The organism is Peribacillus sp. NPDC096622 (genome assembly GCF_044762665.1).
GTDB lineage: Bacteria > Bacillota > Bacilli > Bacillales > DSM-1321 > Peribacillus > Peribacillus frigoritolerans_B.
On sequence record NZ_JBIWES010000017.1, the window covers coordinates 18,523 to 43,100 of the forward strand.

Consider the following 24,578-nt stretch of genomic DNA (forward strand, 5'->3'; position numbering starts at 1 on the left):
GAAAGGAGGCTTTTCTTTAAATGGCTTCTCAAACCATCACAGTAAATGAAAACAAGGGAATGAAACAGTTTGCCCCCATGTTAATTATCTTAATGCTAGGTTTGTTCATGGTCATTTTGAATCAAACCCTGCTTAGTGTCGCCATGCCTAGGATGATGGCAGAATTCAATGTAACTGCGACTACGATTCAATGGTTATCAACAGGATTCATGCTCGTGAACGGAGCCTTGATTCCACTGTCCGCTTTTTTAATAGAACGGTTTGGCACGCGCATTTTATTCCTTGCTGCCATGTTTCTATTCACAGTCGGGACATTCATCTGCGGCATCGCACCAAATTTCCCCGTCATCCTTACAGGCCGGCTGATTCAAGCGGCTGGCGGCGGGATCCTGCAGCCATTGGTCATGACGATCATTCTTTTCATCTTCCCTCCGGAAATGCGCGGGAAAGGAATGGGAATCTTTGGACTTGCCATTATGTTTGCCCCTGCAATCGGCCCGACTTTATCAGGTTGGGTCATTCAGGAATATAGCTGGCGGGTCATGTTCTACGCAATGGTGCCATTAGGCATGATAGTCATGACGCTCGCCTTTTTAAGTATGCGTAATGTAGCTGAACCAAAGAAAATCAAATTGGATTTGTTGGGTGCGTCTCTATCCTTGATAGGCGTTGCATCATTACTATACGGTGTCAGTGAAGCAGGTTCCAAAAGCTGGACGGATCCCGTCGTTCTGGGAACGATCATCATTGGGCTGATCCTTTTGACGCTATTTGTGGTTCAACAGTTAAAATCGGAAACGCCTATGCTCGACTTCCGTGTATTTAAGTATGACATGTTCGTATTATCCAATATCATTTCTGCAATCGTAACAGTGGCCATGTTTACCGGGATATTCTTATTGCCTATATATTTGCAGACTTTAAGAGGCTTTACACCAGTTCAATCCGGCCTATTGATGTTACCCGGAGCCCTTGTGATGATGGTGATGTCACCCATTTCAGGAGCATTATTTGACAAAATCGGCCCTCGTCCATTAGCACTTCTTGGTTTAGCTATCACTGCTGTCACAACCTTCGAATTCGCTAAATTGACTACGGAAACTACCTATTCGACTTTGGTCATCATCTATGCAATCCGCGCACTTGGAATGTCTTTACTGATGATGCCGATCATGACTGCTGGGATGAATCAGCTTCCTAAGCATTTGAATACACATGGTACGGCTATGAGCAATACGTTGAAACAAGTGACTGGAGCCATTGGTACGAGCTTCGTTACGACCATTTATACAACCCGTGCTTCTTTCCATGGATCTGCTTTAGGAACGGAAATGAGTACGAGTGATCCCGGTTTCGTTCAGAATTTCCAAACAATCGTTCAATCCATCATGACTTCGATGAATCAAACAAGTGAACAGGCACAGGAAACTGCCATGTCACTGATTTCTTCCCAAATCCAGGGTCAAGCAAATGTGATGGGAATCAATGATGCATTCTTTTGGGCAACAGGCTTCGCAATTGCCGGTATCGTTCTTTCACTGTTTTTGCGTGACGTTCGGAAGGACAAAGCAATGAAAAAAGCTAAACATGAACATTTGGATGTACCTTTGCTCCCTTCACCAGTAAAAAAATCGGTTTAATTAAATGGGGGAATAAAAATGAAGATTTATGTTGTTTACGACAGTGAAGGTAACCATACGAAAGCACTTGCCGAATCAATTGCCCAGGGAGCCGCTGCGGTCCCTGGCGCTGAGGTTCTCATTGACCATGTAAACGAGGCGGATGTTTATAAGCTTCAGGAAATGGATGCCATCATTTGGGGCTGTCCCGGTCATTTCGGCACCATCAGTTCGAGTTTGAAAACATGGATTGATAAACTTGGTTATCTATGGGCGGAAGGTGCCCTGATCAATAAAGTGGGTGCTGTGTTCTGTACAACGGCCACCGTACATGGCGGACTCGAGGCTACCATGCTGAACTTAATCACCCCTATGCTTCATCAAGGCATGATCATTGTCGGTTTGCCCGGCACTGTCCCGGAAAACGCCTTATATGGTTCCTACTATGGAGTGGGGATAAGCTGTCCGCCCGGTGTGGATGACAACATCACCCAAAATGACTTGCAGCTTGGAGAAGCATTAGGAAAACGGGTAGCCCATGTCACCCGTTCATTCATAAACGAGCTCTAGGAGGCTTGATTCAATGGGCATAATTCTAATTATCATCGTTGCCATATTAGCGGTTACGGGCTTGATCACATACAATATCAAAGCCTTATCACCTGAAGGTAAGCCGCGGGCTGTCGAGGAAGAGGACCCGCATGAGGAGTCCGCTTTCTCTTCGGCTGATGATTCCGTTACCGAGATCATCTCCCCAACAGACAATGATGAATTGAAAATGAAAGATCAGGATTATCGTATGGCACTTTCCAAGCTTCACAAACAAAAGCCAAATGATGAGCCAGCTTCAGAAAAAAAGCCTAATCTTCGCAAAATGAAAGACGCGGAATACCGTGGTACATTGGAAGACTTCCAGCAAAATGGCGATTGAAGCCCATCCCCCAATTGGCATATTCGCCTCTTTGGGGGTTTTCAATTACTATGCAGAAAGGAATATTTCCGACCTCTCCCACTGCCTCGGCTTAAAGTTAGACCCCCAACCTTAACTTATTTTTCTGGTTGACAAATATTCACAAAGACCTTAAGCTAAGATAATGCAACACATACATTTTTTTAAACTCAGCTTTTGTTGAGAGACGGAATTTTAAAAGGATTTCCTTTTTTCGTTCGTCACTTGCCGTTTTGGCAGGTGGCGATTTTTATTTTTATAGGGGGGAAAAACATGCAACTTTTGAAGTATTCCATAATGGTCTTAATCGGTTCGATCTCATACGGCACTTTATCCACCATGATGAAGTTTGGATTCATGGATGGCCATTCTTCTGGAGAACTGGTCGGCAGTCAATATCTTGTCGGTTGGCTGATTGTCTCCGTTTTATTTCTTTTTTCGTTTAAATATAAAGTTTCATGGAAGAGTGCCGGATTACTTTTAATCACGGGAATGATGTCCACTTTCGTCGGAAAGGCATATGCCGTTTCCGTATCCGAGCTTCCCGCTTCGATTGCCGTTGTCTTTTTATTTCAATTTACCTGGATAGGCGTCCTTATAGAAAGCTTCTTAAATAAAAGACGCCCGGATAAAAATAAACTCATTGCCATTTTCGTTCTTTTCATCGGTACATTATTGGCAGGGGCGATCTTTGGTCAGCCTCTATCTGGTCTAAGCCTAAAAGGCGTATCGTTCGGACTACTGTCTGCGTTGCTTTTTGCGCTGTATATGTATTGCAACTCTCAATTCGCAGTTGGGGAATCTTCAATGAAACGGCTATTTTTCATTGCAACGGGTGGTATGCTGACTGCTGTATTCACGACTAACCCCGTCACGCTTGTGACGGACCTTGTCCAAACGAACCTATGGTACTACGGTCTGCTCCTCGGCACTTTGGGTGTTTTAGTTCCTTTCTTTTTCTTTGCTGTCAGTTTGCCGAAAGTGGGGGTCGGGCTTGGAACGATTCTTTGTGCTGCGGAACTGCCTTCAGCGATGGTCGTTTCCGTCATCTTCTTGAATGAACAGGTTACGTCACTGCAATGGATCGGGATGTGCTTGATCATCGTCGGCATCGCCTTGCCTGAGGGAATAAAGCATCTGCCGCAATTCCTTCCTGACAGAAAAAAAACGCTGCATGAAAAAAGGATTTCATAACGTTCATGCACCGTATCAGAATAAAAAAGAAGACCATTCCCGTTAGCGGAATGGTCTTCTTTTTTTAACTTGTATTGCCTTTTCTCCTTAAGAATCCAATTGTTGTACTTGAAATAGGTTGTAATAATGCCCTTGCTTTTTCATAAGTTCTTCGTGTGTTCCCATTTCCGTAATTTCCCCATTATCGATATGAATGATCCGATCGGCATGCGTGATGGTTGATAACCGATGGGCCACGATGATCGTGGTCCGGTTTTTCGCCAAAATGTCCAGCGCCTCCTGGATATAGTGTTCACTTTCCAAATCCAATGCGGAGGTGGCTTCGTCGAGAACGAGGATTGGAGGGTTTTTCAAAAATACCCTCGCAATGGCCACCCGTTGCTTTTGGCCACCGGATAATTTTACTCCCCGCTCCCCGACTTTCGTTTCATATCCTTCTTTTAGACTCATGATGAAGTCATGAGCATTCGCCGCCTTTGCCGCTTCAAATACTTCTTCATCACTTGCATCAGGTCGTCCCATAAGAATGTTGGCCTTAACCGATTCACTAAATAAGATATTATCCTGTAGAACCATTCCTATTTTATCTCTTAGGCTGCGGACTTGATATTTACGGATATCCATCCCATCCAATAATACCCTTCCCTCCGTAACATCATAGAAACGGGAAATCAAACTGACGATCGAGGATTTCCCGCCGCCGCTCATCCCGACAAGTGCAATGGTTTCCCCTGGTTTAACATCCAAGTTTATATGTTTTAAAACGGGTGCCTCTTTCTCGTCGTAAGCAAACGATACATCCTGAAACGTTATTCGGCCATCCACATGCTTCAGCTCTTTCGCCCCTGGTTCGTCATCGATATCATACTTCTCATCCACAAACTCAAAAACCCTGTCCATGGACGCCAATGTCTGGGTCATTGTCGTCGAAGAGTTAACTAAACGTCTGAGGGGATTATATAGCCGATCAATGAAACCGACGAAAGCAACCATGGTGCCCAGTGACAATTGTTCATGAATGACCTGATAACCGGCAAATCCTATCACGAGCAGGGGGGCAATATCCGTGATTGTATTCACGACAGCAAATGACTTGGCATTCCAGCTCGTATGCTTTAGGGCCTTATCGAGGAAATTCTTGTTCTGCTTTGCAAACAATACCTGTTCCCTGTCTTCAATCGCAAAGCTTTTGATGACTGACATCCCTGAAACCCGTTCATGAAGGTGACTCTGTACATCCGCTAACGCTTGGGACCGAATCCTTGTATAGGTTCTCAGCTTGCCAAAGAAATGCTTAATCGAAAATGCGTAAAATGGAAGCATGATGATGGATACAATGGTTAACTTAACGTCCATTGTAAACATGATGACTATCACTATGATGATCGTTGCGATATCGAGCCAAAGGTTCATCAGACCCGTGATGACAAAGTTCTTCGTTTGTTCCACATCCGTGATCATCCTCGAAATGACTTCGCCCACCCTTGTATTGGAATAATATTTAAAACTCAGTTTCTGTATATGAGTGAATAAATCATTACGAATATCATATAAGATTTTCGTTCCGGTCCATTGAGCGAAATATTGACGGTAATACTCAATCGGCGGCCTGACTGCAACGAAAATGAATATCATGATGGCCATTGCCCATAAAAGGCGTTCGGACTTTACGGCTTTGGACAGGTCACCGTTTCCGATGATGTCATCCACTATATACTTACTGAGCAATGGAAGCAAAAGCGGAATCGCGAACTTTAGCAATCCAATCAGTACCGTCCCGATTATCTGCCATTTATATGGTTTGACGAATTGCAAATATCTCTTAATGCTCCCCACGGAATTCCTCCTTTTCTTAATCAATAATTCCAAATGCTAAAAAAAGTCCATAGCAGTCAATTGGGAATCTTATATGCACTATTCAATTATATTTTCTTTTTCGATAATTAACTATCAAAAGGATTACTTTCATAAACATTTGTAGGAGGTTTAATGGTTCCTGCATTCTTGAAAGATTGAATCAGTTGTGTAGTTACGATACACAATGAAAAAGCCTGCCAATTATGCAGCAGGCCTTTTCTATCATCGATAGGTTAAAAAGCGTTCATACCAACTATCAATAAACTCTGCGGAGAATGGTCCTTTTCGCTGGCGTATCATATAAATCAAATAGTCTACGTTCTGTTTCAATATTGAATCGATGGCATCCGGGTAATTCATTTCTTTCCGATGCCTTTCATATTCATCCTCATCCAGCAAATTAAACGTCATATCTGGGAATACTTTAATGTCCAGGTCATAATCAATGTATTTCAATGCTCCCGAATCGTATGTGAACGGCGAACTGATATTGCAATAATAATAAACCCCGTCCTCTCTCAACATACCAATAACATTAAACCAATACTTTGAATGAAAATAGCAAATCGCCGGCTCTCTCGTAATCCAGGTCCTTCCATCTGATTCCGTTACCATAGTACGGTCATTCGCTGCTATCACCAGATTTTGGGTCCCTTTTAAAACGGTTGTCTCTTCCCAGATACGATGGATATGTCCATTATGTTTATAGCTATGGATTTGGATTTTTCCTCCTTCGGCAGGAACAATCCCCATTAATCTCTCCCTACTTTCTATAGACACCCTGACAGCGTACTGTGCCCTATTCCGTTTGCAGTTGTTGTGTGTATTTAAAATATATACTTTTTTCCATTTACCCTATATTCCTATATTATAGCGATTTATTCATAAATTTAAAACAAAAGTGGCTAATCTCCCAGTGAAAATGTGTAAATAAGTCGAAAAAGTCTGACCATCCACCCATTTCATCTAAGAAATTAGCCGGTTATTTATCGTATGGCTGCCTGTCCTTGCTGAAAATAACGGATGACTTCTTCCGTTTGCTTTTCGAACATATCATGGATACTTTTCAATTCCTGCTTTTTAAGTTGAATCTCTTCCTGAATGGTGACCGCTTCACTCTCCTCTTCAAGGGCAAGGAGCTGCTTCTCTATATCTTGGCATCTTTCGATTTCGGATTGTAAAAGTAAAAGCTTATCCATCGTTTTCAACTGGTTGTTTATAAGCCGGTTAAATTCCTCCATGAATGCACCTTCCTAATCTGTATTTTTTCTATAGTATGTATATTCTATTTTTATCAGCTTTCTCCTTTGACATAAAATGTAAACACAACGAAACATTTGTCGAATCCAATGAAATGCAAAAAAAAGCACCCTTCATAAGAAGGATGCTTTTCATCGGCAATTAGCCTTGGTTTTTATTGCTTTGAGATTTTTGGTTTTGTTGTTTCACTTCTTGAACGTTAGTTTCAGAAGCAAACTCTGTACCGAATTGGCCTTGTGCTTGACCTTGGCCTTTTCTTTGTTGAGATTGCGCGTTTTGTTGTCTCACTTCCTGAACGTTAGTTTCAGAAGCGAATTCTGTACCGAATTGGCCTTGACCTTGCTGAGATTGCGCGTTTTGTTGTCTTACTTGTTGAACGTCAGTACCTGCTTGTGATTTATTCATGTTTTTAGCCATTGATATCACCTCCACGATAATAAGATAACCATTATCCAGGAGTGCTATCCAACAAAAATCATTTAAATTTTTCCAGTTACATTAAACAAGCAATGAAATGCCTCCATCAACTATTACGGTTTGTCCACGAATCATCCCGGCTCCATCGGAAATTAAAAACAGGATGGTATTCACCATATCTTCCACCTCGACCATCCGTCCAGCGGGAGTCTGTTCTGCCGCCTCAGCAAGCATTTCATCCCGATTCGGGAAAGACTTCAGGGCATCCGTATCGATCACACCGCCTGAAACGGCATTGACACAAATATTTTTAGCAGCCAGTTCGACCGCTAAATATCTTGTCAGGGCTTCAAGCGCAGCTTTGGAAACTCCAACAGCTGTATAATTTTTCAAATAGCGAATGGATCCTAGTGAACTGATGCTGACGATTTTCCCTCCGCCGTTCCTCTCCATTAATTTCGCCGCTTCCTGTGCGCAGAAAAGGAGTGCTTTTGTATTGATGTCCATGGTCCAGTTCCAATGGGATTCCTCCAGCTCCATCAATGGACGCTGCACTCCTGAGGCCGCATTATTGATGAAGATATCCAAACGTCCGTAATAAGCATCGATTTCCTCGAACATGCTTTTCACTTTCGCAACATCACCGACATTTGCCTTAACTACAAGGGCTTTTCGCCCCAACGCTTCAATTTCGGCTGCCACTTCTAATGCTTTCGACTTGCTCCGGGCATAATTAATAACGAGGTCGTAACCTTCCTCTGCAAGCCTTATTGCCGTGCTTCTGCCTAAACCTTTACTGCTACCTGTAACGAGTGCCACTTTTTGTTCCATTCGTTTATTCATCCTTTCTGAGTAAACACCGAGTAATAAAAATCATTTTTTTAAGGAGTGTTACTGTTATGTATGTTGGACGTGATATGACTGAGTTGTCGATGATGAAAAAATCGGATTGGGAAAATGGTGAACTTGCCTATTTTCATCACTCCCTTCAACAAATGGTACCTTATTTAAACCAAGAAGGACAGACTATCCATAGCGAAATCATCAAAGAAATTGAAAATAGAGGCGGACTTAATAGGCAGGAAGCCGATTATACCCACGGAACGCAAACCAGTTACGATTGATTTTATACGGATATGGCTTCGAAAATCAACAAAAGGAAGAGGATATCTTAGCGGATATCCTCTTTTAGCATAATACCACTAGCGCGTTTTTTATTTATTATCAGACGTTATGGACATTGGGCAAATCAGGGCTGCCCCTAAGAATTACATTACCGAATTCTTTTTTCATTCTGAAATGCCCCTGCCTGTTCCTAAGGATTTACAATACGCACCCCATGTATGAGTATGATGATTGAACCCACAATCGTTATTCAATACACTCTTTTTCTTTATACGCCTTCATCATTTTTTGATGGGAAACCGGAAATGCTAACTGCTCCATCTCTGCTTCACTCACCCACTTAAGTTGCTGTTCACTTAATGTCTCTTCACTGATGGCTTCTTTGACCACTCCGATATACGTGTCCACTTTCCAAACGAGATGTGAGAAAACATGTTCAATTCTCACAAGTGATTCAGTGATTTCCGGTTTGACGCCATACATTTCCTGAAACCGGCTCGCGAAGAATTCCCTCTTATGCAAAAGGGTTGAATGGTTTTCGAAATTCGGGTACTCCCAAAGATTTGCAAGCAATCCTTCTGAAGATCGCTTGTGAATTAAAAATTCACCTTTTTCATTCGTTAAAACGGCAGCTACAATTGGTACATCCCGCGTTTTTTTCTTTTGGATTTTTACCGGTAATTCCGACTGGACCCCAGCTTCAAATGCTAGACAATGACTTTGAACGGGGCATAATAGGCAGGCAGGCTTACCTGGTGTGCAGATTAATGCTCCAAGTTCCATCAAGGCTTGATTGAAGGCTGAAGTATGTTCATGATCGATCAGCTTTCTGACGGCAGCTTCGAATGTTTTTCTTGTCTTCGGCTTTGCTATGTCTTCATATATCATTAATATCCTTGATAAAACACGCATGACGTTTCCATCAACGGCTGGCTCCGGCTTGCCGTATGCGATACTAAGAATCGCACCAGCAGTATAAGGTCCGACACCTTTCAATTTGGAGATTTCCTCGGGATCATCCGGTACGATCCCATTGTAGGATGCCTTCACTTCCTGAACGGCACTATGCAGATTTCTTACACGCGAGTAATATCCCAGCCCTTCCCAAGCTTTTAGGATTTTCTCTTCATCGGCATTGGCAAAATCCTCGAGTGTCGGGAACCATTCCACAAACCGGTTGAAATAAGGAATCACCGTGTCCACTCTCGTTTGCTGCAGCATTATTTCAGAAACCCAAACGCGGTACGGGTCCTTATTTTCCCTCCATGGCAATTCTCTTTGTTCTTCGAGAAACCAGGAAACCAAATCTTTTTGAAATTCATCGATTTTTATTTTTTCTATTGTCGGGATCGTTATTTCTTTCACATCAGTTCCTCCAAAGATGTTACACTCTTATCAAAATTGGGAATACCTATAGTAGGCCATTCTTTTTTTAATATCATGTTCATATCCATTTATTTGTAACGGGTCACTTGAAATAAGTCAAAATTATATTCATTTGATGGTTAATATATAAATACGGTATGATGAAAGAAGACCATTTTTTTCAAATTGTGGCAGGGAGGTTAGTTTTTTGGATACAGGTACTCACTTTGTCATGGGAATTGCTCTTGGAGGTCTTGCCACATTAGATCCCGTCATTGCGCAGAGCCCAGTTACTGCAAGTGCAGTCATAGCAGGTACGATATTGGGATCACAAGCTCCGGACATTGACACCGTTTTAAAATTAAGGAATAACGCTGTATATATACGTAACCACCGTGGAATCACGCATTCCATACCCGCTGTTTTACTTTGGCCCTTGATTATCAGCGGAGCAATTTTCGCCATCATACCTGAAGCAAATTACCTTCATCTTTGGCTTTGGACCTTTTTAGCCGTATTCCTTCACGTATTCGTGGATATATTCAATGCTTATGGGACCCAGGCTCTTAGGCCGATTTCATCAAAATGGGTAGCTTTAGGGGTCATCAATACATTCGATCCGTTCATTTTTGGAATACATGTTGCCGGACTGATATTATGGGGCTTTGGATTTCCTCCAGGCTATTTATTTCTTTCCATTTATGGAATACTCGTCATTTATTACATTTCAAGGTTCAGGGAACAAGCTTTTATAAAAAAAGTGGTCAAAAAGCAAATTCCTGGAGCAAGGAAAATTCTATTATCACCGACCATGCGTTTTCACCGCTGGAAAATTGCAGTGATTACCGAAAAGAATTATTATGTGGCACGGGCCGATAATGGATATGTGAAGATTCTTGATACGTTCGATCGAGTGCCATTGCCTGAAAGTGAAATTATCGAAGCCGCCAAGAAGGATATCAACTTGGCAGCCTTTCTGTCCTTTTCTCCGGTTTACCGCTTCGAAATCGAACAGATAAAAGAATATTATGAAGTCCGTTTCATCGATTTAAGATACCGCAGCAATGGATATTACCCGTTTGTGGCCGTGGTCCATTTAGACAGCGAATTGAATATCTTGAATTCTTATACCGGCTGGATCTTTAGCGAAGCGAAACTGCAGAAGAAATTGAATATTATTTTGTAGTATATTGAAAAAGAGCTGATTCCAGGGACCCCCTCTGGAATCAGCTTTTTTTAATGCAGTCGATTCTGCTGATTTAATAACTGTTTATATTTAGGGTTTTTTGCAATGAATTCGTGGAATTGCTCTCCGTAATTATCAATCCAGGTCCTTACAACGCGTGATGTCATTTCTTCTCCGGCATATTCATGCCCGGCCTTTGCATAGGTCGCCTCGAAATCTTCCCATAATAATTCCACCCAAGTCAAAGCTTGCTCATACGTGATGTGTTCATTTTTCTCAAGCAGTATCTTGGTTAATCTTTCATGGTAATCATTCATTAGAACCACCTCATTGCCAATATTTTTACAGAATGAACTATACTGTTCCATACCCATACTAGTGGTAAGCGGAAACGCTTCTTTCTTTAATCTGATGCTTGGAGGAGAAAAATTTGCGAAATAAACAAAAAGGATTCCCCAACCAAAACAATAATAAATTCCAAGGCGAGCCTCGTGCAAAGGCAAGATATGCTTCAAAGCGTGCAGATGGAAGTATTAATACACACCCTCAAGAAAGAATGAAAGCTTCAAACGAGCGATCGAATTAAAAGGTACATCAGAAGGAATCGGGTACTTCCCCGGTTCCTTTTTATTTCAGCATTGAAATCGGGAGTGCTTCTTCCTTACCGCTTCCACTCAAGCGGTAACCCCAGGCGAATACGCCATTCATATAATCAATTTTGAAATAGACACCCGGATCTCCGTCAATTTGATATATTTCACCTTTTTTGAAATCATCCGGATTTAACAAATAAGCCTTGGCCATCGTCACTTTTCGTTCCAATACTGAAAATTCATTAACCATTCCCAATTGCTCTGCTTTTCTCGCTTTTTCAGTCAACGCTGCAATTTCCTGTTGTAGTTCATAGGCAGACATCTTGCTATATCTTACGTCGCTCATATATATGACTCCTCAATGAAATAATAATTTACTTCTATATTAAACAAAATTTTGTGATTTGGCTATTGATGCACTTAATCATCATCTGGATTGGAAAGATAACGCTCAATCAATTCTATTGGAAAACCTTTTCGGTATAATGCCTGCTTCATTTTTTGTTCATATTCAAAGCCTTCATGGTTTTTATATCGGCGTTGCATTTTTTCGGCATGGTGGCAAAGGGAATCCCATTGTTCATCCTCATCCTTTTCAACCGTCACACCTTCAAGTGCTTCATGGATGACATCTCTAGGGAAACCTTTCCGTAACAAGGTTTGTTCAACTTTCAGCCTTAAAGCTCGCTCGGAAATGTTTTTTTCCTTTTTGACCGCTTTTCCAGCGAGATTCCTGGCATGTTCAATTTGAATATCATAGGGGTACTCCTTCAATGCCTCGACAATCAACTTATCTTGCACCCCTTTTTCCTTAAGCTCAAGCTTAAGGGTGGTGGGCCCTTTATTCCCTCCATTTACATGGGTCCGTACGTAAGCCTTGGAAAATTCAAGGTCGTCTAAATAGTTAAAACTGTATAGTTTATGTATCGCTTCCTTAATGATCGGCTCTTCCGTTTCCTTCTTTTTTAAATAAAGGCGAATTTCCGATTCCGAGCGCATCCGGTATGATAAATAATTAAGAGCATCGGTAAATGCTTTTTGGATTTCATCATGGAATTGTATTTCGGCCAAAAGCAGGTCATCAAGTTCCATACCCTTTTTCAAATGAAATTTCAATAGCACTTCTTCGTCTACACTGAAGGAATATTTTTCGTCAACGAAGATGTTATAACGATCTTTACGTTTCTTTTGGGTTGTTATTTTTGTTATGTTTGGCATAAATTCACCCCCACACCTACTTTACCCCTTTACGTTTACCATTTCTATATATAGCATGTCTAAAAATGAAAAAAGAACAAGGGCATGTTAAAGTGAAGGAAAGACAGGGAAAGGAATTGGTTTTCATGAAAATAGCCATTGCTGGTGGAAGCGGTTTTGTCGGCAAAGCCCTTATTGATGAATTATCAAAAGAAAATCATGATATATATATTTTGACCCGTCATCCCGAAAAATTTAAAAAACAGATTAATTTGACATATATCGGCTGGCTGACCGAGGAGGCAAAGCCAGAAAAGTACTTGGAGGGGCTCGATGTGTTCATTAACCTTGCTGGTGAATCTCTGAACAACGGCCGTTGGACACCTGAACGAAAGCGCCGGATTGTCGAAAGCAGGATCGAAGCTTCCAAAGAGATGAACCGGATCATTTCCATACTGCCCGATAAATTGTCCGTCATCATTAATGCAAGTGCAATCGGGTATTATGGTATTTCGGACGATGAAACCTTTACTGAAACCTCTGAATCCATTGGTGATGATTTCTTGGCCCGTACTGTTCAACTATGGGAAAAGGAAGCAGCTAAAGCACGCTCTTACAGTAATAGGTTAATCTTAACAAGATTCGGGGTGATTCTTGGGGAAAAAGACGGCGCATTGCCAATGATGGCCCTCCCCTATAAACTATTTGGCGGAGGAAAGGTTGGCAAAGGGAATCAGTGGCTTTCCTGGATTCATATCCATGACGCGGTCCGTGCAATCATCTTTTGCATGAAAGATGCTCGGATAGAAGGTCCAGTCAATTTTACGGCACCGAACCCCGTTCAGATGGATACATTCGGGAAAACGATAGGAGCTGCCTTGCACCGGCCCCATTGGTTAACCGTCCCCCCCTTCTTCCTCAAGAAACTGTTGGGGGAAATGAGCATACTTGTACTTGAGGGGCAAAATGTCCTTCCCACTAAACTTAAAGAGGAAGGATTCACCTTCTCCTTTCCAACCCTTAAAGAAGCTTTACAAAATATCTTAAAAGAAGATTCCCACGTATGAATGGGTCATTTTAGGAAAAAATAGGGATATTAAGTGAATGGAGATGATTTAATTGCTCAAAAAACACGATAAAGAGAAAAGTAACTTAACTAGTACACAAGCGATTCTTTATGCTCGCGAATTTAAAAAAGCAGATAAAGCTGGTGGATATACCGAGAAGAAATCCCGTCGTTAAGTTTGGAGTTTTTTCCCGTACATTTTGAACAGCCACTCTACACAAAATAAGCTGGAGATGATCAGTGAATTCATCTCCAGCTTATTCTTTATTCCAGGGGGCGATAACATGGGACGAAATAACATACACCATAATCGAGATAAGAACAAACAGAAACTTCCTCAGGTTCCCAAAAACCTGAAAAGTGACGGACTTGACGTTGAATATTCTTCAGAACTGGCTGACCAGGAAGATATCGAGGCACAAGCCCGTGCAAATGCGGCTGACCGCCGTGCTCATAATCGCCGCTAATAAGCAGAATAAACCAAACGAAGGGGCTGTAATTCAGCCCCTTGTTTTTTCATTATTCACACAACTTATCCACACCCCTGTGTATATTGTGGATATATTCTGAAAATACTGATAAAAAATAAGTACAATAAACCACCTTATTAACATGAAAATAATGTTATTTCTGGATAACCCTGTGGATTATGTGGATAAAGGAGATATTGCGCTAACCACCCTGCATTTTTGTTGTGGATAACTATTCTCTCTCCTTCATTTGTTCCACAGGATTATTATTTATTTAATAATTCATCCATCTCTATTACATTCCCAGCAATTCTAAATGACTTTTCCAATCATAACGTGGTGTTGTATCGGCTGCCGACCCCTGCATTAAAGAGGGTTCCCCAAACCTTTGCCATCAACATTTTCTTCCAACTGTTTACGAAGCAAGAACTTTTGTATCTTCCCACTTGCATTCCGAGGCAGTTCATTACAGAAGATATATCTCCTTGGACGTTTATAGTTCGCCAGAGTATTACTGTTCTTACACCAAGTTTCTAAATCGGTTTCCGCTAGCGAAGGGTCTTTGGCTACGATGAAAGCCGTTACCGTTTCTCCCCATTGATCATCTCGCTGACCAAGTACTGCACAGTCAAGAATTCCTTGATGCTCATATAGTGTATCCTCCACTTCGCGTGGATAAATATTTTCCCCTCCAGAAATAATCATGTCGTCCACACGGTCCTTGACCCACAGATATCCATCTTCATCCAGGAATCCGATGTCACCGGAATGGTACCAGCCTTTGTAGAGCGCCTTTTCGGTCTCTCTTTCTTTTTGAAAGTAACCCTGCATGATGCACGGACCCTTTACGAGGATTTCCCCTGTTTCCCCAGGTTCCAGCATATCCCCGGGATCCGATGGCCCTTCGTCATTCGGACGGGCAATGATGATTTCATGACCGGAACATGCCTTGCCGGCAGAACCCGCTTTCCTAATTTGATCTTCCTCCATTAGGAGAGTGATGGCGGGACCCATTTCAGTCATTCCATAAGCTTGGATGAACTGGATGCCAAGTTTCTCCTGACAGGCACGTACAAGTGATGGAGCCATCGGGGCTGCTCCATAAAGCCCTAGCTTCAAACTCTGGAATTTATACTTCTCCAAGTTTTCCTGAATGAGCATGTTCCACATCGTTGGTGCAGCAAAAAACTTGGTGATCCCCTCGGATTCAATCAGTTCCATGACCGTTTTGGGATTAAACTGATGTAATATGACATTAGCGGCACCGACCTGTACGCGAGGTAAAAAAGAGCAGTGCAATTCAGCACAATGAAACATCGGGGCAGTAATCAAACCGATATCAGAGCGTTCATACTTCATGGCCTCTATTAAAATCTCGGCTTGTTTGACCATGTCTTTATGAAGGTGAATGACCCCTTTGGGACGTCCGGTTGTCCCGCTCGTATACATGATGGCATAAATGTCATTTTCGTGAACTTCCACTTCATCTGGCTTTGATGAGATACTGGCCAATTTCTGGCGGTAACCTTTGGCATACCCAGGCACATCCTCATCAATATACCAGAAGGCCGTTTCCGGAAATCGCTTTTCAACCGCGGCAACGTTCGTTTCCAATTCATGTTCGAATAAAACGACCTTTGGAGCAGCGTCGTTCAAGATGAAGGCCAACTCTTCCGGCATTAAACGGAAGTTGATCGGATTAAAGATTGCACCTATTTTTGCACAGGCAAAGAACGCTGTTGCAAGCTCTTCATTGTTGTAAAGGTACGTAGAGACCCTGTCCCCTTTTCGCACCCCTTCCGCTTGAAGGGCCGCCGCCAACCTATTCACCTGTTCATTCCATTGAATGTACGTATAGCGGATATTCCTTCTCACGTCGTAGATAGCGTCTTTAATGGGGAATTCCTGAACCGTCTGATCAAAGATATTTTTAATCGTTACTGACATATAATTTTCCTCCTCAAGTAACCACCATCAACAGGAAGAATTCAGTAAAGCCTGCCGATGGTCGGCTTCATCCCTTTTTCAGCTTTTACTTTCGTGCGAATTACGAATATTCATAAATGGAAGTCCAGATTCAGTCCAATCTTTCAATGATGGTCGCATTCGCCATGCCGTGGCCTTCACACATTGTTTGCAGCCCATAACGGCCGCCCGTCCTTTCTAACTCATGAATCATGGACACCATCAATCGGGCCCCGCTGCCGCCAAGAGGATGCCCCAGGGCAATCGCCCCGCCATTTGGATTCAGCTTCTTGGGGTCTGCCCCCGTTTCTTTTAGCCAGGCAATCGGTACAGGAGCGAAAGCCTCATTCACTTCAAAGATATCGATATCATCAATTGTAAGACCTGCTTTTTCCAAAGCTTTTTTGGTGGCGGGAATCGGTCCCGTTAGCATCAGGGTGGGATCTGACCCGACAACAACCCGTGTATGCACTTTAAAGCGCGGCTTCAATCCAAGTTCTTCGGCTTTACTGCGTTCCATCAATAATAAAGCGGCAGCACCGTCACTGATCTGACTTGAGTTCCCTGCATGGATTAAACCGTCTTCTTGAAAAACCGGTTTCAACCCAGCAAGCACTTCAAGCGTAGTTCCGCCCCTTGGTCCTTGATCTTCCGTAACTTCGATTTGATTTCCTTCTTTATCAGTACCCGTTACTGATATCATTTCACGGTTAAAATGCCCTTCTTTTTGTGCACGTATTGCCTTGGCATGACTGTCAACGGAAAACTGATCACAATCTTTTCGTGTTATTCCCCACTTATCGGCGATTCTTTCAGCTGATAACCCTTGGTTGATCACCTCATATAAGTCCATATACTTTTGGCTTGTTACAGCACCTTGATAATTAGACCCCATGGGAACTCTTGACATGTTTTCCACTCCACCGGCCACTACCACATCCATATCACCCGACAAGATGGCCTGGGAAGCGAAATGTACTGCCTGCTGACTTGATCCGCATTGACGGTCAATCGTCGTTCCCGGCACTTCAATCGGAAATCCGGCAATAAGTGCAGCAACCCTTGCTATATCACCGGCCTGTTCACCCGACTGTGAAACACAGCCTAAAATTACATCATCGACAATAGCCGGATCGATGCCCGCCTTTTCAATCAGACTCTTCAATACTTCACCTGCCAGATCATCAGGGCGAACGTCTTTCAAGACACCGTTCCTTCTGCCTACCGGCGTGCGAATCCCTTCAACGATAACCACTTCCCGCATATACTCTCTTCCCCTCTCATCCTTTTATTATAGGCCCAGGTTCTTAGCGATGATTTTCTTCATGATTTCATTTGTCCCGGCATAGATGCTTGCTACCGGAACATCCCGATACCTTCTCGCAATCTTGTATTCCTCCATATATCCATAGCCGCCATGGAGCTGCATGCATTCAATGGATATTTTTCTGGCAGTCTCCGTCAAACGCCATTTTGCCATCGAAACTTCCGTTACAACCTGTTCACCAGCCATATGTTTGGCGATCAATTGATCTAGGAAGGCACGCCCCATTTTGATCTCCGTTGCCATTTCCGCGATTTTGAATTGAGTATTTTGAAACTGACTTACTGATTTTCCGAACGCTTCCCTGCCCTTCACGTACTCAATCGTATCGGCCAGCATATCCTCAGACGCGGTTTGTGCACAAATTGCCACCACAAGTCGTTCCTGCTGCAGTTTTTCCATTAAGTAAGTAAACCCCTTGCCTTCTTCTCCAAGCAGGTTTTCCTTTGGAACACGACAATCCTCGAAGATGAGTTCTGCTGTATCCTGACTGTGCAAGCCAAGTTTCTTCAGTTTTCTCCCCCTCGAAAACCCGGGTGTATCCCTTTCGACCACGACTAAGCTTACGCCTTTATGTTTCGGAACGGCACTGGGATCCGTTTTACAGGCAACAATTACCAAATCAGAATGAATGCCATTTGTGATGAATGTCTTTTGGCCATTTAATATGTAATGATCTCCATCCAAAATGGCAGTCGTTTTTATATTGGCCAAATCCGAACCTGTACCAGGCTCTGTCATGGCAATGGCTGTAATGATTTCCCCTGTCGTGCATTTAGGAAGCCAGCGCTGTTTCTGCGACTCGGTTCCGTATGCGGAAATATACGGAACGGTGATGTCACTGTGAAGTCCGAAACCAATGAACCCCGAACCAACCCTTTCCAATTCCTCATTAATTATAACGGCAAAGCCCCAATCTACCCCGGAACCCCCATAATCTTCTTCAAGATCCGGACATATAAAACCCTGTTCCCCCATTTTAACCCAAAAAGACCGGGGAATGATCTTCTCTTCTTCCCATCGTTCATAGTGGGGAACTGCTTCTTTCTCTAAAAATTTTCGGAAGGACTTACGGAAAATTTCATGTTCTTCACTTAGATATGGATGCTTCATCTGTTTTATCTCCTTTCCATTCCTTTGTCGAGCTTCTTTTTCTAGATTTACAATGGATTACCCTGAAGGGATTAACAACTTACCTTGGTGACATTCTAATGGCCCCATCCAGTCTAATGGTTTCCCCATTCAGCATTGGATTGGTTATGATGCTTTCCGTTAGTTTAGCGTACTCTTCTGGATACCCGAGCCTTGATGGGAATGGCACGGTTTTCCCTAATGACATCCTAGCTACTTCAGGTAATGAATCGAACATCGGAGTATGGAATAGACCCGGTGCAATCGATACGACACGTATCCCTTTGGTGGCAAGCTCCCTTGCGATCGGCAGAGTCATACCGACAATTCCACCCTTGGAGGCACTATATGCGGCTTGTCCGATTTGTCCTTCAAAAGCAGCTACCGAAGCTGTATTGATAATGACCCCACGCTCCCCCTCTTGGTTCGGTTCATTATCGACCATTTTTTCGGCCGCAAGCCGTATTACATTAAACGTACCGACCAAATTGATTTGCACGACATTTGAGAACGCTTTCAATTGATGTGCACCTTTTCTGCCTATGACCTTCTCTGCAATCGCAATGCCTGCACAGTTGATGACCGTATTGATGCTCCCGAATTTTTTCATTCCTTCACCCAACGCTGCCGCTACGCTTTCTTCACTGGTAACATCCGTTTTAATGAACAGGACTGAATCTCCCAATTCCTGAGCCATTTTAGCGCCATTTTCTTCCGAGAGGTCAAATATGACCGCTTTTCCTCCTTTATTAATGATGTTTCTTACTGTCGCGGCTCCCAGACCTGAAGCTCCGCCTGTCACAACTGCAATGGTTTCTTGAATTTCCAAATCCTCACCCCATTTGTTTCTAGAATGTATATTCATCTTTCACTATCATCAAAACCTATTTTCAAGATTAATTTCACCTCTTGCCTGTTTTATCGGTCATTTTCAAGTCATGAAGGGTTTCGGTAAAGCCTTTGATTACCTGTTCAAAATCCTGCTTCAACCCGTCCAGCTCTTTAATTCGTTCATTAATATCGTTTAACTTCTGTCCTGCAGTTTCAATCGTTTTTTCCAATTGCTTAATGCCTGTCCTATCCTTATCGAATAAAAGGACTATTTCCTTAATTTCCACTAACGAAAAACCATATTTCTTCCCGCGCATTATGATTTTGAGCTGTGCATATTCTTTCTTTCCATAAACTCTTTTTCCCGTTTCGGTACGCATTGGCCTAAGCATACCCAGTTCCTCATAATATCGGAGGGTCCTTGTCGTCAATCCGAATTCTTTTGCTAATTCAGAAATGGTGTACATGTTAAAACCACACTTTGCAAAGGGATTATTTACCTTTATTTTAACATTGACGTTAACGTAAACTTCAATGAAATATTCACAAAATTTATAATATATGAAACTGCATGAAAGATTCAAATTGATATACTATGGGTATATTCTTTTAATGAAGGGAATGATCGATTGATGCTATGTTCAAAAATACTAGTTGCTTATGATGAATCTGAATTGGCACTTAAGTCTTTAGAAAAAGCGATTGAATTAGCGAAGCTGGATCCCGCTATCGAAATCCAAGTGCTTCACGCCGTAACGCTGCCAATCAAGCCAAATATATATGGCAATGCTTTTCAGGAAATTGAAGAAACCATGCTCAAGTACGGCAATGAAGTGATTAAAAAAGCGGAAGCGCTTTTATCCGAAATCCCGAATGCATCCCAAACATTTGTCGTAGAGGGTTCAGCCATCACGACTTTATTGGAACATGCAAAATCCCAGGATTGTGACCTTATCATCATGGGCAGCCGCGGGTTGAGCGGCTTCAAGGAATTCCTAGGCAGCGTAAGCCACTATATCGTCCAGCATTCCCCAGTGCCCGTCTTGTTGGTCAAATGAAATTTACGGCAGGTACTCTTTATAGCCAGCCTTTCATAAGCTGGGTTCCCTCTTGGAATCCAGCTTATTTATGCGTGCAGGGAACTCCAAACTTATCATGTTTTACAAACACTTCCGTTTACGGGTAAAATGAAACTAATTTTAAACGAGGATAACAGGTGACGCAATGGATATTAAACATTTGCAATACTTTATAGAGGTAACCAATTTCAATAGCTTCACTCGGGCTGCCGACCATTTATTCATTACCCAGCCGACCATCAGCAAGATGATTAAAAACCTGGAAACCGAGCTAGGTGTTGAGCTTTTTGATCGTTCACGCAAGCAACTGATCTTGACCGATGCAGGCAGGGTCGTCTTAGAACAGGCAAAATTGATCGATAAGGCCTTTCACAATTTAGAAACGGAAATGGACAATTTATTAGGTTTGAAAAAGGGACATATACGCATCGGGCTGCCGCCGATCATCGACGCTTCTTTCTTCCCCCGAATTCTTAGCCGTTTTCACGAGGACTATCCCAATATCACCTTTCAATTAGTAGAGGATGGTTCAAAGAAGATAGAAGAATCCGTCCAAAATGATTTAATCGATATAGGCGTAATAGTCCTGCCAACCAACACCGCACTTTTTCATCATTTTGCTTTTTTGGAAGAGGACATCAACTTAATTGTTCATCCCTCCCATCCCCATGCTTGTGTGGAAGAAATTGATTTGGCCGACTTGGAAAACGAATCTTTCATCTTATTCAATAAAGATTACGTCCTACGAGATCTTATCATTTCATCCTGTAATGAAGCTGGTTTTTCTCCACATATTGTCACGGAAAGCTCTCGCTGGGATTTTATTGAGGAAATGGTTTACTGTAAACTTGGCGTTGCTCTATTACCTGAAAGTTTGTGCCGTCATGATGAGCGCGTAAAGACAATCAAGGTTAAAAATCCCTCAATTAATTGGAATTTAGGATTCATTTGGAGTAAGGACCATTACCTTTCATACGCTGCAAAAGAATGGCTGAAATATACGAGGGAAGCATTGTCTCATAAGGAGTGAATTATCCAGCATGATTGATGTAAGCAGTATCATAGATTTGGGTTATGCACATGATAACAACTAACCATTTTACAATGCATTTCGGCAGGGTTAGACTAGTATAAGTAAAAAGCACGGTAAATGCTGATGGATGCCATATATTCTAAAAAGGAGATAATCATGATCACTTTATCTAGTGTCGATGAGTTACAGGCAACAGAAGCAGCTCTGGAGAAAATTAAATATTCTTACCCCGAACTATTTAAAAAACTGCTCCATGTCATTGCCTTAACACGGGCTCTTCAATTTAAATATCAATTTATGGGCACGTTACTCATGGATGAAAACCCTAACGAATACACCCCTGAATTCGTTATGCCCTCCGTTATCGGATTATATATAGAGGAAGTTCAAAAGTTAAAGGATGACCCGAATATCCAGGTATTACTTCAGACCTTCTCCCAAAATAAAAATATTGGATATGCCAAAATCAGTATGCTTGTGCTCGGTAAAAGCCCTGAATCGCTTTTAGGCGCTTCATGCATCAAATGAAGCCCCCTGATATACTCCGAAAAAAAACCTCCCTTTATGGAAGGTTTTTTTCTTTACGTGCCATTAAAGCACTTTACTCAAAAAGGCTTTCGTTCTTTCCTGCTGGGGATTATTAAAAATCTCACTAGGAATATTTTCTTCAATAATATAACCTTCGTCCATGAAAATCACGCGATCTCCAACTTCTTTTGCAAACCCCATCTCATGGGTCACAACTACCATGGTCATGCCTTCCTTAGCCAGTTGCTTCATAACCTCAAGGACTTCACCGACCATTTCCGGGTCCAGGGCGGAAGTCGGCTCGTCGAATAGCATGATTTTGGGTTCCATCGCCAAAGCCCTGGCAATTGCGACACGTTGCTTTTGTCCCCCCGATAATGAATCCGGATATGCGTTCGCTTTCTCTGCAAGTCCCACTTTCTTAAGCAGTTCCATTCCTCTTTGGGATGCCTGTTCTTTGGATATCTTACGGACCTTTATAGGCGCAAGCATTATATTCTCAAGAACAGTCTTATGTGGAAATAAGTTAAAATGCTGAAATACCATGCCAACTTCGGTCCGGACTTTATTGATATTGACCTTCTTGTCTGTCGTATCAAGCCCTTCAATGAAAATATGGCCTCCCGTTATCGTTTCAAGTTGATTGATGCACCTGAGGAAAGTGGATTTACCCGACCCAGAAGGACCAATTACCACGACTACTTCCCGAGGGGAAACGATTGCATTGATATTTTTCAATACATCATTTTCGCCAAATGACTTCTTTAGATTCTCCACCTTTATCATTCTGTTTTCAACCTTCTTTCGAGTCTATTTAATACGAAACTTAAAATGAGGGTCAGGAATAGATAGATGAAGGCACACGCCAAGTATGGCTCCCACACTTTGAAGTACTGACTCCCCATCGCTTTCCCCCAATACATTAATTCCGGGGCAGCAATGACACAAAGCAGGGATGAATCCTTCAATAATACGATGAATTCATTTCCTAACGGAGGAATCATCCGTTTGAAAGCTTGAGGCAATACAACATGTACCATTGTTTGGATATGGGTCATTCCCAATGAACGCGCCCCTTCCATTTGCCCTTTATCGATGGATTGAATGCCCGCCCGGAAAATTTCGGCAATATATGCGGCTGCATTTAAAGATAAAGCAATGACACCGGCAGCTACTGCATTCGTTTCCCCGGTAAAAAAGGGTACAATTCCAAAATGGATTAAAAAGATTTGAACTAAAAGCGGTGTTCCGCGAAAAACCGTGACATAACAGTAAAATGGAAAGGCAAGCACTTTGTTTCTCATGAGTTTCCCTAAACCGATCAATAACCCCAAAAAAGTTCCGATGAGGATGGAGGAAACCGACAGCCCTATAGTAAGCAATGTTCCTTTTAATAGGAAAGGTGCATATTCAAAAATAATATCCCAGCGAAAGCTCATTTTGTTTCCCTCCTAAGGCCAAAAAAACTGCGTAACTTCACACGTAAAGTTACGCAATCTTTTTCTATCCATTTGATTTTATTGTTGTGCTTTCAATGCTTCTATATCTGGATCAGTACCAAACCATTCTTTGTAAATTTCTGCATATTTCCCATTTTCATAAATGGCATTCACGGCTTTATCGAACTCCGATTTCAATTCACTGCCTTTTGGGAACATGAGACCATAAAATTCCTCATTGAAACTTTTGCTATCTTCAACTACTTTCAGTTTTTGATCGGGGTTATTTTTCACATATTCTTCAACAACTGTATTATCAGCTACGACAGCCGAAGCCCCGCCTTTTAGTAATTCCTGAATGGCCAGGTTATTATTTTCGAATTTTTTGATATCCTTGTGATTCTTTCCAAGGAGTTTCTCTACCGCTTCCTGTCCGGTTGTACCAGTCTGAACGGCAACGACGTTTCCTTTCAATTCATCTCCTGATTTTATATCACTATTCTCCGGAACGAGAATCTTGTTTGTGGATAAGAAATACGGAACAGAGAAGTCATAAGATTGTTTTCTTTCATCATTCACTGTAATCGCAGATATGGCGACATCCGCTCTCTTACCTTCGATTTCAACAAAAATCGGATCCCAACCAACACTTTCCAATTTAACTTCATAACCCGCTTCTTTTGCAACGGCATTGATGAAATCAACATCGAATCCTACAATCTTATCGCCTTCAAGATATTCAAATGGAGCATAGTTGGCGTCCGTCACGATCCTGAGTGTCTTTCCATTGGACTCTTCTTCTTTACCAGTTGTCGAGACTTCCTTACCCTTCCCGCATCCTGTCATGACTAGTAACAAAGAAGCTACCATGGCAAACACTAAAAAAGAAACCTTTTTCAAAATAATCCCCTCTTCTCTCTCGTAAACTCTCTTTTTTTTAAAAAAACAGA

At 42.2% G+C, this 24,578-nt stretch carries 30 protein-coding genes; 13 read left to right on the forward strand and 17 right to left on the reverse strand.

What is annotated here, in order from left to right; genetic code table 11:
- Positions 1 to 35: 35 nt before the first annotated feature.
- The 4 genes from ACIQYG_RS22215 (at position 36) to ACIQYG_RS22230 (ending at position 3,762) form a co-directional block, all read left to right on the forward strand.
- Positions 36 to 1,640, forward strand: a complete 1,605-nt coding sequence (locus ACIQYG_RS22215; RefSeq protein WP_402842717.1) for a DHA2 family efflux MFS transporter permease subunit — start codon at positions 36 to 38, stop codon at positions 1,638 to 1,640.
- A gap of 18 nt (positions 1,641 to 1,658) precedes the next feature.
- Positions 1,659 to 2,189, forward strand: coding sequence for an NAD(P)H-dependent oxidoreductase (locus ACIQYG_RS22220; protein ID WP_402842585.1), 531 nt, complete (start codon positions 1,659 to 1,661; stop codon positions 2,187 to 2,189).
- A gap of 13 nt (positions 2,190 to 2,202) precedes the next feature.
- Complete coding sequence (locus ACIQYG_RS22225) at positions 2,203 to 2,550, forward strand: hypothetical protein (protein ID WP_402842588.1); 348 nt, start codon at positions 2,203 to 2,205, stop codon at positions 2,548 to 2,550.
- A gap of 291 nt (positions 2,551 to 2,841) precedes the next feature.
- Positions 2,842 to 3,762, forward strand: a complete 921-nt coding sequence (locus ACIQYG_RS22230) for an EamA family transporter (RefSeq protein ID WP_402842591.1) — start codon at positions 2,842 to 2,844, stop codon at positions 3,760 to 3,762.
- An 87-nt stretch (positions 3,763 to 3,849) separates the two neighbouring features.
- Here ACIQYG_RS22230 and ACIQYG_RS22235 read toward each other — a convergent pair whose 3' ends face one another.
- From ACIQYG_RS22235 to fabL, 5 genes are all read right to left on the reverse strand, one after another.
- Positions 3,850 to 5,598 (reverse strand): ABC transporter ATP-binding protein, encoded by a 1,749-nt coding sequence (locus ACIQYG_RS22235; protein WP_402842594.1) that lies wholly within the window; start codon positions 5,596 to 5,598, stop codon positions 3,850 to 3,852.
- Between the two features lie 243 nt (positions 5,599 to 5,841).
- On the reverse strand, positions 5,842 to 6,372 hold the full coding sequence (ntdP, locus tag ACIQYG_RS22240) for a nucleoside tri-diphosphate phosphatase (protein ID WP_048685440.1): 531 nt from the start codon (positions 6,370 to 6,372) through the stop codon (positions 5,842 to 5,844).
- A gap of 233 nt (positions 6,373 to 6,605) precedes the next feature.
- The gene (locus ACIQYG_RS22245) at positions 6,606 to 6,860 is read right to left on the reverse strand and encodes a YgaB family protein (protein ID WP_063577340.1); all 255 of its coding nucleotides are present in this window, start codon (positions 6,858 to 6,860) and stop codon (positions 6,606 to 6,608) included.
- Positions 6,861 to 7,020: 160 nt separating this feature from the next.
- Complete coding sequence (locus tag ACIQYG_RS22250; RefSeq protein ID WP_402842599.1) at positions 7,021 to 7,296, reverse strand: gamma-type small acid-soluble spore protein; 276 nt, start codon at positions 7,294 to 7,296, stop codon at positions 7,021 to 7,023.
- 81 nt (positions 7,297 to 7,377) lie between these two features.
- Positions 7,378 to 8,127: an enoyl-[acyl-carrier-protein] reductase FabL gene (gene fabL / locus ACIQYG_RS22255; protein WP_402842602.1), complete on the reverse strand. Its 750-nt coding sequence runs from the start codon at positions 8,125 to 8,127 to the stop codon at positions 7,378 to 7,380.
- 68 nt (positions 8,128 to 8,195) lie between these two features.
- Between fabL and ACIQYG_RS22260 the strand changes: the two genes are divergently transcribed.
- Positions 8,196 to 8,420, forward strand: coding sequence for a hypothetical protein (locus ACIQYG_RS22260; RefSeq protein WP_402842605.1), 225 nt, complete (start codon positions 8,196 to 8,198; stop codon positions 8,418 to 8,420).
- Between the two features lie 247 nt (positions 8,421 to 8,667).
- On the opposite strand, the gene mutY is transcribed toward ACIQYG_RS22260, so the two are convergent.
- The gene (mutY, locus tag ACIQYG_RS22265) at positions 8,668 to 9,786 is read right to left on the reverse strand and encodes an A/G-specific adenine glycosylase (protein ID WP_402842607.1); all 1,119 of its coding nucleotides are present in this window, start codon (positions 9,784 to 9,786) and stop codon (positions 8,668 to 8,670) included.
- A 208-nt stretch (positions 9,787 to 9,994) separates the two neighbouring features.
- Between mutY and ACIQYG_RS22270 the strand changes: the two genes are divergently transcribed.
- Positions 9,995 to 10,972, forward strand: coding sequence for a metal-dependent hydrolase (locus tag ACIQYG_RS22270; protein ID WP_402842610.1), 978 nt, complete (start codon positions 9,995 to 9,997; stop codon positions 10,970 to 10,972).
- A 50-nt stretch (positions 10,973 to 11,022) separates the two neighbouring features.
- Here the strand turns inward: ACIQYG_RS22270 and ACIQYG_RS22275 are convergent, their stop codons facing one another.
- Positions 11,023 to 11,289: a YfhJ family protein gene (locus tag ACIQYG_RS22275; RefSeq protein WP_096339008.1), complete on the reverse strand. Its 267-nt coding sequence runs from the start codon at positions 11,287 to 11,289 to the stop codon at positions 11,023 to 11,025.
- Positions 11,290 to 11,402: 113 nt separating this feature from the next.
- Here ACIQYG_RS22275 and ACIQYG_RS22280 point away from each other — a divergent pair, with 113 nt between their 5' ends.
- The gene (locus tag ACIQYG_RS22280) at positions 11,403 to 11,558 is read left to right on the forward strand and encodes a small, acid-soluble spore protein K (RefSeq protein WP_034305387.1); all 156 of its coding nucleotides are present in this window, start codon (positions 11,403 to 11,405) and stop codon (positions 11,556 to 11,558) included.
- 41 nt (positions 11,559 to 11,599) lie between these two features.
- Here the strand turns inward: ACIQYG_RS22280 and ACIQYG_RS22285 are convergent, their stop codons facing one another.
- Both ACIQYG_RS22285 and recX read right to left on the reverse strand, forming a co-directional pair.
- Entirely contained in the window at positions 11,600 to 11,911 is a 312-nt protein-coding gene (locus ACIQYG_RS22285) for a YfhH family protein (RefSeq protein WP_402842615.1), read from the reverse strand.
- 74 nt (positions 11,912 to 11,985) lie between these two features.
- A complete protein-coding gene (gene recX, locus ACIQYG_RS22290) occupies positions 11,986 to 12,783 on the reverse strand; it encodes a recombination regulator RecX (RefSeq protein WP_402842617.1) in 798 nt (265 codons plus the stop codon).
- A 125-nt stretch (positions 12,784 to 12,908) separates the two neighbouring features.
- On the opposite strand from recX, the gene ACIQYG_RS22295 reads away from it, so the two are divergent.
- The 3 genes from ACIQYG_RS22295 (at position 12,909) to ACIQYG_RS22305 (ending at position 14,295) form a co-directional block, all read left to right on the forward strand.
- A complete protein-coding gene (locus ACIQYG_RS22295; protein WP_402842720.1) occupies positions 12,909 to 13,829 on the forward strand; it encodes a TIGR01777 family oxidoreductase in 921 nt (306 codons plus the stop codon).
- Between the two features lie 52 nt (positions 13,830 to 13,881).
- Positions 13,882 to 14,004 (forward strand): YfhE family protein, encoded by a 123-nt coding sequence (locus ACIQYG_RS22300; RefSeq protein WP_252279825.1) that lies wholly within the window; start codon positions 13,882 to 13,884, stop codon positions 14,002 to 14,004.
- A 108-nt stretch (positions 14,005 to 14,112) separates the two neighbouring features.
- The gene (locus ACIQYG_RS22305; protein ID WP_034306455.1) at positions 14,113 to 14,295 is read left to right on the forward strand and encodes a YfhD family protein; all 183 of its coding nucleotides are present in this window, start codon (positions 14,113 to 14,115) and stop codon (positions 14,293 to 14,295) included.
- Positions 14,296 to 14,664: 369 nt separating this feature from the next.
- Here ACIQYG_RS22305 and ACIQYG_RS22310 read toward each other — a convergent pair whose 3' ends face one another.
- From ACIQYG_RS22310 to ACIQYG_RS22330, 5 genes are all read right to left on the reverse strand, one after another.
- A complete protein-coding gene (locus tag ACIQYG_RS22310) occupies positions 14,665 to 16,245 on the reverse strand; it encodes a fatty acid--CoA ligase (protein ID WP_402842621.1) in 1,581 nt (526 codons plus the stop codon).
- A gap of 130 nt (positions 16,246 to 16,375) precedes the next feature.
- Positions 16,376 to 17,527: a thiolase family protein gene (locus ACIQYG_RS22315; protein ID WP_402842624.1), complete on the reverse strand. Its 1,152-nt coding sequence runs from the start codon at positions 17,525 to 17,527 to the stop codon at positions 16,376 to 16,378.
- Positions 17,528 to 17,554: 27 nt separating this feature from the next.
- Positions 17,555 to 18,700: an acyl-CoA dehydrogenase family protein gene (locus ACIQYG_RS22320; protein WP_402842627.1), complete on the reverse strand. Its 1,146-nt coding sequence runs from the start codon at positions 18,698 to 18,700 to the stop codon at positions 17,555 to 17,557.
- Between the two features lie 79 nt (positions 18,701 to 18,779).
- Positions 18,780 to 19,547: a 3-hydroxyacyl-CoA dehydrogenase gene (locus tag ACIQYG_RS22325; RefSeq protein WP_402842629.1), complete on the reverse strand. Its 768-nt coding sequence runs from the start codon at positions 19,545 to 19,547 to the stop codon at positions 18,780 to 18,782.
- A 73-nt stretch (positions 19,548 to 19,620) separates the two neighbouring features.
- On the reverse strand, positions 19,621 to 20,016 hold the full coding sequence (locus tag ACIQYG_RS22330) for a MerR family transcriptional regulator (RefSeq protein WP_402842632.1): 396 nt from the start codon (positions 20,014 to 20,016) through the stop codon (positions 19,621 to 19,623).
- 165 nt (positions 20,017 to 20,181) lie between these two features.
- On the opposite strand from ACIQYG_RS22330, the gene ACIQYG_RS22335 reads away from it, so the two are divergent.
- From ACIQYG_RS22335 to ACIQYG_RS22345, 3 genes are all read left to right on the forward strand, one after another.
- Positions 20,182 to 20,607 (forward strand): universal stress protein, encoded by a 426-nt coding sequence (locus tag ACIQYG_RS22335; protein WP_402842722.1) that lies wholly within the window; start codon positions 20,182 to 20,184, stop codon positions 20,605 to 20,607.
- 166 nt (positions 20,608 to 20,773) lie between these two features.
- Complete coding sequence (gene cidR / locus ACIQYG_RS22340) at positions 20,774 to 21,658, forward strand: cidABC operon transcriptional activator CidR (RefSeq protein WP_402842635.1); 885 nt, start codon at positions 20,774 to 20,776, stop codon at positions 21,656 to 21,658.
- Positions 21,659 to 21,817: 159 nt separating this feature from the next.
- A complete protein-coding gene (locus ACIQYG_RS22345; protein WP_214747490.1) occupies positions 21,818 to 22,189 on the forward strand; it encodes a hypothetical protein in 372 nt (123 codons plus the stop codon).
- Between the two features lie 63 nt (positions 22,190 to 22,252).
- On the opposite strand, the gene ACIQYG_RS22350 is transcribed toward ACIQYG_RS22345, so the two are convergent.
- The 3 genes from ACIQYG_RS22350 to ACIQYG_RS22360 all read right to left on the reverse strand — a co-directional run bounded on the left by ACIQYG_RS22350 (position 22,253) and on the right by ACIQYG_RS22360 (position 24,528).
- Positions 22,253 to 22,975 carry an amino acid ABC transporter ATP-binding protein gene (locus ACIQYG_RS22350; protein ID WP_048685484.1) on the reverse strand — a complete coding sequence of 241 codons (723 nt, stop codon included), beginning with the start codon at positions 22,973 to 22,975 and terminating at the stop codon, positions 22,253 to 22,255.
- A complete protein-coding gene (locus tag ACIQYG_RS22355) occupies positions 22,972 to 23,628 on the reverse strand; it encodes an amino acid ABC transporter permease (RefSeq protein WP_402842639.1) in 657 nt (218 codons plus the stop codon). Before ACIQYG_RS22355 ends, ACIQYG_RS22350 begins: the two co-directional genes overlap by 4 nt.
- A 78-nt stretch (positions 23,629 to 23,706) precedes the next feature.
- Positions 23,707 to 24,528 (reverse strand): basic amino acid ABC transporter substrate-binding protein, encoded by an 822-nt coding sequence (locus ACIQYG_RS22360; RefSeq protein ID WP_402842642.1) that lies wholly within the window; start codon positions 24,526 to 24,528, stop codon positions 23,707 to 23,709.
- Positions 24,529 to 24,578 lie beyond the last annotated feature (50 nt).

Bases quoted from the DNA above. Each gene is read 5' to 3' on its own strand.
- cidR (WP_402842635.1), top strand. From the start codon at position 20,774: ATGGATATTAAACATTTGCAATACTTTATAGAGGTAACCAATTTCAAT.
- fabL (WP_402842602.1), bottom strand. From the start codon at position 8,127: ATGGAACAAAAAGTGGCACTCGTTACAGGTAGCAGTAAAGGTTTAGGC.
- ACIQYG_RS22250 (WP_402842599.1), bottom strand. From the start codon at position 7,296: ATGGCTAAAAACATGAATAAATCACAAGCAGGTACTGACGTTCAACAA.
- recX (WP_402842617.1), bottom strand. From the start codon at position 12,783: ATGCCAAACATAACAAAAATAACAACCCAAAAGAAACGTAAAGATCGT.
- ACIQYG_RS22230 (WP_402842591.1), top strand. From the start codon at position 2,842: ATGCAACTTTTGAAGTATTCCATAATGGTCTTAATCGGTTCGATCTCA.
- ntdP (WP_048685440.1), bottom strand. From the start codon at position 6,372: ATGGGGATTGTTCCTGCCGAAGGAGGAAAAATCCAAATCCATAGCTAT.
- ACIQYG_RS22220 (WP_402842585.1), top strand. From the start codon at position 1,659: ATGAAGATTTATGTTGTTTACGACAGTGAAGGTAACCATACGAAAGCA.
- ACIQYG_RS22275 (WP_096339008.1), bottom strand. From the start codon at position 11,289: ATGAATGATTACCATGAAAGATTAACCAAGATACTGCTTGAGAAAAAT.
- ACIQYG_RS22330 (WP_402842632.1), bottom strand. From the start codon at position 20,016: ATGTACACCATTTCTGAATTAGCAAAAGAATTCGGATTGACGACAAGG.
- ACIQYG_RS22350 (WP_048685484.1), bottom strand. From the start codon at position 22,975: ATGATAAAGGTGGAGAATCTAAAGAAGTCATTTGGCGAAAATGATGTA.
- ACIQYG_RS22285 (WP_402842615.1), bottom strand. From the start codon at position 11,911: ATGAGCGACGTAAGATATAGCAAGATGTCTGCCTATGAACTACAACAG.
- ACIQYG_RS22320 (WP_402842627.1), bottom strand. From the start codon at position 18,700: ATGAAGCATCCATATCTAAGTGAAGAACATGAAATTTTCCGTAAGTCC.
- ACIQYG_RS22335 (WP_402842722.1), top strand. From the start codon at position 20,182: ATGCTATGTTCAAAAATACTAGTTGCTTATGATGAATCTGAATTGGCA.
- ACIQYG_RS22305 (WP_034306455.1), top strand. From the start codon at position 14,113: ATGGGACGAAATAACATACACCATAATCGAGATAAGAACAAACAGAAA.
- ACIQYG_RS22315 (WP_402842624.1), bottom strand. From the start codon at position 17,527: ATGCGGGAAGTGGTTATCGTTGAAGGGATTCGCACGCCGGTAGGCAGA.
- ACIQYG_RS22225 (WP_402842588.1), top strand. From the start codon at position 2,203: ATGGGCATAATTCTAATTATCATCGTTGCCATATTAGCGGTTACGGGC.
- ACIQYG_RS22245 (WP_063577340.1), bottom strand. From the start codon at position 6,860: ATGGAGGAATTTAACCGGCTTATAAACAACCAGTTGAAAACGATGGAT.
- ACIQYG_RS22310 (WP_402842621.1), bottom strand. From the start codon at position 16,245: ATGTCAGTAACGATTAAAAATATCTTTGATCAGACGGTTCAGGAATTC.
- ACIQYG_RS22345 (WP_214747490.1), top strand. From the start codon at position 21,818: ATGATCACTTTATCTAGTGTCGATGAGTTACAGGCAACAGAAGCAGCT.
- ACIQYG_RS22355 (WP_402842639.1), bottom strand. From the start codon at position 23,628: ATGAGCTTTCGCTGGGATATTATTTTTGAATATGCACCTTTCCTATTA.
- ACIQYG_RS22295 (WP_402842720.1), top strand. From the start codon at position 12,909: ATGAAAATAGCCATTGCTGGTGGAAGCGGTTTTGTCGGCAAAGCCCTT.
- ACIQYG_RS22260 (WP_402842605.1), top strand. From the start codon at position 8,196: ATGTATGTTGGACGTGATATGACTGAGTTGTCGATGATGAAAAAATCG.